Annotated in this window: 3 protein-coding genes and 7 tRNA genes; all 10 read left to right on the plus strand. The window is 46.5% G+C overall.

Translation table 11 applies throughout. The annotated features are described in order from the left end of the window. Window positions 1–518: 518 nt before the first annotated feature. The 10 genes from H1R82_RS14120 (at window position 519) to H1R82_RS14165 (ending at window position 4,559) form a co-directional block, all read left to right on the plus strand. Complete coding sequence (locus H1R82_RS14120; protein WP_181733083.1) at window positions 519–1,751, plus strand: dicarboxylate/amino acid:cation symporter; 1,233 nt, start codon at window positions 519–521, stop codon at window positions 1,749–1,751. A gap of 121 nt (window positions 1,752–1,872) precedes the next feature. Next, window positions 1,873–1,959, plus strand: a tRNA-Leu gene (locus tag H1R82_RS14125). 3 nt (window positions 1,960–1,962) lie between these two features. Next, window positions 1,963–2,036, plus strand: a tRNA-Gly gene (locus tag H1R82_RS14130). An 8-nt stretch (window positions 2,037–2,044) separates the two neighbouring features. Further along, window positions 2,045–2,120: transfer RNA gene (locus tag H1R82_RS14135), tRNA-Thr, on the plus strand. A gap of 6 nt (window positions 2,121–2,126) precedes the next feature. Next, window positions 2,127–2,203: transfer RNA gene (locus H1R82_RS14140), tRNA-Glu, on the plus strand. A gap of 5 nt (window positions 2,204–2,208) precedes the next feature. After that, window positions 2,209–2,285: transfer RNA gene (locus H1R82_RS14145), tRNA-Asp, on the plus strand. Window positions 2,286–2,297: 12 nt separating this feature from the next. Continuing rightward, a tRNA-His gene (locus H1R82_RS14150) sits at window positions 2,298–2,373 on the plus strand. 3 nt (window positions 2,374–2,376) lie between these two features. Then, window positions 2,377–2,451, plus strand: a tRNA-Gly gene (locus tag H1R82_RS14155). 190 nt (window positions 2,452–2,641) lie between these two features. Beyond that, a complete protein-coding gene (locus H1R82_RS14160; RefSeq protein ID WP_181733082.1) occupies window positions 2,642–3,418 on the plus strand; it encodes a hypothetical protein in 777 nt (258 codons plus the stop codon). A 91-nt stretch (window positions 3,419–3,509) separates the two neighbouring features. After that, complete coding sequence (locus H1R82_RS14165) at window positions 3,510–4,559, plus strand: Ldh family oxidoreductase (protein WP_181733081.1); 1,050 nt, start codon at window positions 3,510–3,512, stop codon at window positions 4,557–4,559. Window positions 4,560–4,744 lie beyond the last annotated feature (185 nt).

The raw sequence follows: 4,744 nt of genomic DNA on the forward strand, positions 1-4,744 counted from the left end.
TAGGTCGTTGCCAGGCAAATTGTCACCCGAACCACCTTCAGCATAATTGCTGAAGGTGGTTTTTTATGTTTCATGCGCATTCAAGATGTCTTTTTAAAAATTTAAATTTGTAAATTTAAATTTTACATATTTGGTGTCTCTCGTTGAGAAAAATTGCCAAAAAGGTTCATCTGAAGATAAAAAATATGAATATTTAAAAAGTATTTTTGCCTTTGCCGGGATGAAGAAAACGGGATGATTTTCGGAGGAGAGGGATCAAAGGCAAGGTGATCGCGAATGTGAAATCTTCCGTTCCCATTCCAATGCACAAGAGGGGACCGGGTTGGAACCATAATTTGCAATGATAAATAAAATCTTTTGGTTTTTTTAGGATAATAATTTTTAGTTGAGATATTTCTTTATAAAATATATAATAAAATTGTCATTATTACCTTGTCGCCTGTATTGTCTGATTAATTTAAAATTATTTTTTTATGAATTATCGGATTATTTTTGAAAGGTGTGAGGCTATGAAGAAGATGTCCTTGACGAAAAAGATTTTGATCGGGATCTTGCTCGGTCTGATTGTTGGCGTTATTCTCAATCTTTATTTTCCATCTGCATTTGTCGTCTTGAATCAATATTTATTTGACCCGGTCAGTAATTTATTTATTAAAGCAATTAAAATGGTTGTCGTTCCGCTTGTGTTTTTCTCGCTGGTTTCGGGAGCTGCCGGCATTGCCGATCCGAAAAAACTGGGGCGCATCGGCGGGAAAACGATTATCCTGTATATTTTGACAACCGCAATTGCCATTACTTTTGCCATTATTTTGGCAAATATCATCCAGCCGGGAACCGGGGTGACAATTGACCAACCGGCGGAAGAAGTGAAAGTGGATAAGCCGCCGAGCATGATCGATACCCTGGTGAACATTGTCCCGGAAAACCCGGTGAAAGCCATGGCTGAATCCGAAATGTTGCAAATCATCTTTTTCGCTTTGCTGTTTGGGATTGGAATCGCATTATTGGGGGACAAGGCCAATCGCATCAAAGAAGTGATTGAACAAGGAAATGAAGTGACGTTGAAACTGGTTACTTTTGTGATGGCCACTGCCCCTTATGCCGCTTTTGCCTTGATGGCCCGGGCAATCGGGGAGTCCGGGATCGAATTGATCGGTTCCATGGCAGCTTACATGATCACCCTGTTACTGGCATTGTTGTTGCATATGGGAATCACGTACAGTACACTGCTTGCTGTATTTGCGAAGATGAATCCGGTTTTTTTCTTCAAACGCATGATGAGGGCGATGGAAGTCGCCTTTACGACCAGCAGCAGTGCCGCCACCTTGCCGGTGACCATGGATGTGGCGGAAAATGACTTTAAAGTCCCGAAATCAATCAGCAGCTTTGTGTTGCCGCTCGGTGCCACGATCAACATGGACGGAACGGCTATCATGCAGGGGGTTGCCGCCATTTTCATTGCCCAGTTATATGGAATTCCGTTGGGGATTGATGATCAGCTCATGATTATTCTAACCGCAACCCTTGCATCGATTGGTACGGCCGCTGTTCCGGGAGCCGGAATGATTATGTTGACCTTGGTGTTGCAGTCGGTGGGGCTGCCGGTTGAAGGGATTGCCATTGTACTCGGTGTGGACCGTTTGCTGGATATGAGCCGTACGGCGACCAACATCACCGGGGATGCCTGTGTGGCGGTGGTTGTTGCCAAAGGGGAAGAAAAAAGACAGCAAAAAGAGGGTTCAGCTGCATGATGGCAGCAAGGAAAAAGACGGGATTCCCGTCTTTTTTTTGTTAAAAAAGGGGTTGCGTTTTTTTTGAATCTGTGTTAAATTATATCAGCGTGAGATGATTTTCTAAATTCCATAGCAATTTGCGGTCGTGGTGGAATTGGCAGACACGCTATCTTGAGGGGGTAGTGGCCTTTTGGCCGTGCGAGTTCGAGTCTCGCCGACCGCACCAGTTGCGGGTGTAGTTCAGTGGTAGAACATCGGCCTTCCAAGCCGAATGCGAGGGTTCGATTCCCTTCACCCGCTCCAGAGCATCCGCTCCCTTAGCTCAGTTGGCAGAGCGCTTCCATGGTAAGGAAGAGGTCACCAGTTCGAGCCTGGTAGGGAGCTCCATGAAACGGCCCGTTGGTGAAGTGGTTTAACACACCAGCCTTTCACGCTGGCATGCAGGGGTTCGAATCCCCTACGGGTCACCAAATGCGGAGCTGTGGTGTAGAGGCCTAACATGCCTGCCTGTCACGCAGGAGATCGCGGGTTCGAATCCCGTCAGCTCCGCCATTTTTTTTGATGGCGGCCGTGGCGAAGTGGTTAACGCACCGGATTGTGGCTCCGGCATTCGTGGGTTCGATTCCCACCGGTCGCCCCATATGCGGAAGTGGCTCAGGGGTAGAGCATCGCCTTGCCAAGGCGAGGGTCGCGGGTTCGAATCCCGTCTTCCGCTCCAAACAAACCGATAACCAGGCAAAAGCTGCAAGTGATTTAAAACTTGCAGCTTTTTATTTTGCCAAAAAGGATGTTTCCGGATTGTTTGTATATTTTTTCATCAATTACAAATTGAATCAATTTTATCCAATTTTAAGAAGGAAATTGAAAAAAGATGTGGAAAACTAATTCCCCGTAAGGGGGTACATAAAATGACAAAGAAATGGATCAAACTTGCTCAAGTTGTTTTGTCGTTGGTTTCGTTGTTGGTGGTCAGCTTGTATCCGGCCGTTTCATCGGCGGCAGACAATGCGGATATACAAGCGAAACTCAAAGCGTTGGTTGAAGCAAATGTTTTAAAGCCTCTTCCTTTTAAGGGGAATTGCACCTCGATTCAGTTCAAAGTGCAGGTGGGAAGCGTCTTTAAGTTGGTTGATCTTCCGGATACCCCGTTAAAAGTGGTGGTGCCTTATGAAATTTACTGGTATCCGGCTTCTGATCAAGGGTTGGTGAACGGGAAGAAAGTGGACCAGGGCGTTTTGAATGTCAAAGAAGACAACCAAACTTTTTTTGTGAAATATGATCCCAAGTCCAATCCGAACGGAGCCAAAGGGACGTATGTTTTAAAAGTAAAACTGAACATAAACAATGAAGTCATCGGAAAGATCCTAATTGCGAAACTGGTGTTCAACCATGATTGCGGATCGGATCAACCGGGGGCGCCCGATGATCCGGGAAACGGCCAACCGAATGACCCGAATGATCCCGGTCATCCCGATGAGCCCGGGAACCAGGATGATCCGAAAAATCCCGGAAACGGTGGTGACCAGCCCGGTGATGACAATAAAAACGACGGTTCCAAACAGCCTCAAGGAGGAAAGTTGCCCAAGACCGCAACATCATACGGAACCGGAATGATGTTTGGACTCGGAGCAATCCTGTCCGGGATGATTCTTCTGTCCGTGAAAAGAAAATTCCTTTTGGGTTAATTTTTTCCGAGTCTGGAGAAAAGAAGGAAGGCCTGTGAAAATGCAGGCCTTTTCTTTACGCGAATACTTTTAAAAGGAGGTTTGTCATCCGTTGCCGGAATTTAACGATGTCCATCTGCGGAGTTTTGCCGAAACCGTGTTCAAAGCGGTTGGTGTTCCCAAAAGAGATGCGCAAATTATAACGGATTCATTGATACAAGCCAACTTGGAAGGGATCGACAGCCATGGCATCAGCCGTCTGCCGGTTTATGTGCGCAGGATGATGGAAGGCAGGATTTCCGTGCGCCCGTGTCTTCGGATCATTCAACACGGATCGGTGTTAAATGTGGATGGAGACAACGGATTGGGGCAAGTGGTTTCTTTCCGCTCGCTGGAAGCGGCGATTCCTGTTGCCAAAAAACTGGGCATGGCCGGTGTCTTTATTCGTCGCAGCAATCATAACGGCACGGGTTCTTTTTACTGCCAGCAAGTCATGCAGGAGAATATGGTGTTGATCGCCATGACCAACACCCCTCCGGGCATTGTGCCAACCGGAGGCAGGGAACCGCGGTTGGGGACCAATCCGGTTGCTTTCGGTTTTCCAGTGAACGACGGGCCTCCATTGATTGTTGACTTGGCCACAAGTATGGTTGCAAGAGGAAAAGTGATTTTGGCGGCCCGCGAAAAGAAACCGATTCCCAAAGGCTGGGCCGTTGACGAAAACGGAATGGATACAACGGATCCTTCGGCTGCACTCAAAGGGGCCATGCTGCCGGTGGGGGGAGCCAAGGGATACGCCCTGGCGTGTGCGATCGAGATGTTCTGCGGGGTCTTAAGTGGTGCTGCCTTCGGGAAAAATGTGGTCAGCATCTATGAAGAGAAGGCAGGCTTTGCCGGTGTGGGACACCATTTCATCCTGTATCATGTGCCGCATTTCATGTCATTAAAGGAATATGGCAAACAGATGGATGCTTTTTTGCGGATGTTGAAAGATACACCGCCTTCCCCGAACAGTGATGGCGTTTATTATCCGGGAGAAAGGAGATATCAAAGATATTTGCAAAGAAAAAAACGGGGGATTCCTCTTTCGGATGAAGTGGTGAAGGATTTGAATGACATAGCGGAAAGCCTTTCGGTACAAGGGCTTTCCCAGGGAGAATAAAGTTCATTTGGGTGATTTATAATAGAGAGAGAAAAAAATTAAATTTTTTGTTGACAAGTGATCAAATATGGGTTAATATATTAAAAGTTGTCGCGAAAAATTGCTGCATGACTTGTTCCTTGAAAACTGAAGAGTGAAGACATGACTCGTTAATTCTTGAGAGTCCATATCAAACTTTTTTGGAG

Source organism: Thermoactinomyces intermedius (assembly GCF_013912365.1).
GTDB classification, from domain to species: Bacteria; Bacillota; Bacilli; order Thermoactinomycetales; family Thermoactinomycetaceae; genus Thermoactinomyces; species Thermoactinomyces intermedius.

What these genes read in the sequence shown, in the direction of transcription:
- H1R82_RS14120 (WP_181733083.1), top strand. Translation starts at nt 519, where the DNA reads ATGTCCTTGACGAAAAAGATTTTGATCGGGATCTTGCTCGGTCTGATT.
- H1R82_RS14160 (WP_181733082.1), top strand. Translation starts at nt 2,642, where the DNA reads ATGACAAAGAAATGGATCAAACTTGCTCAAGTTGTTTTGTCGTTGGTT.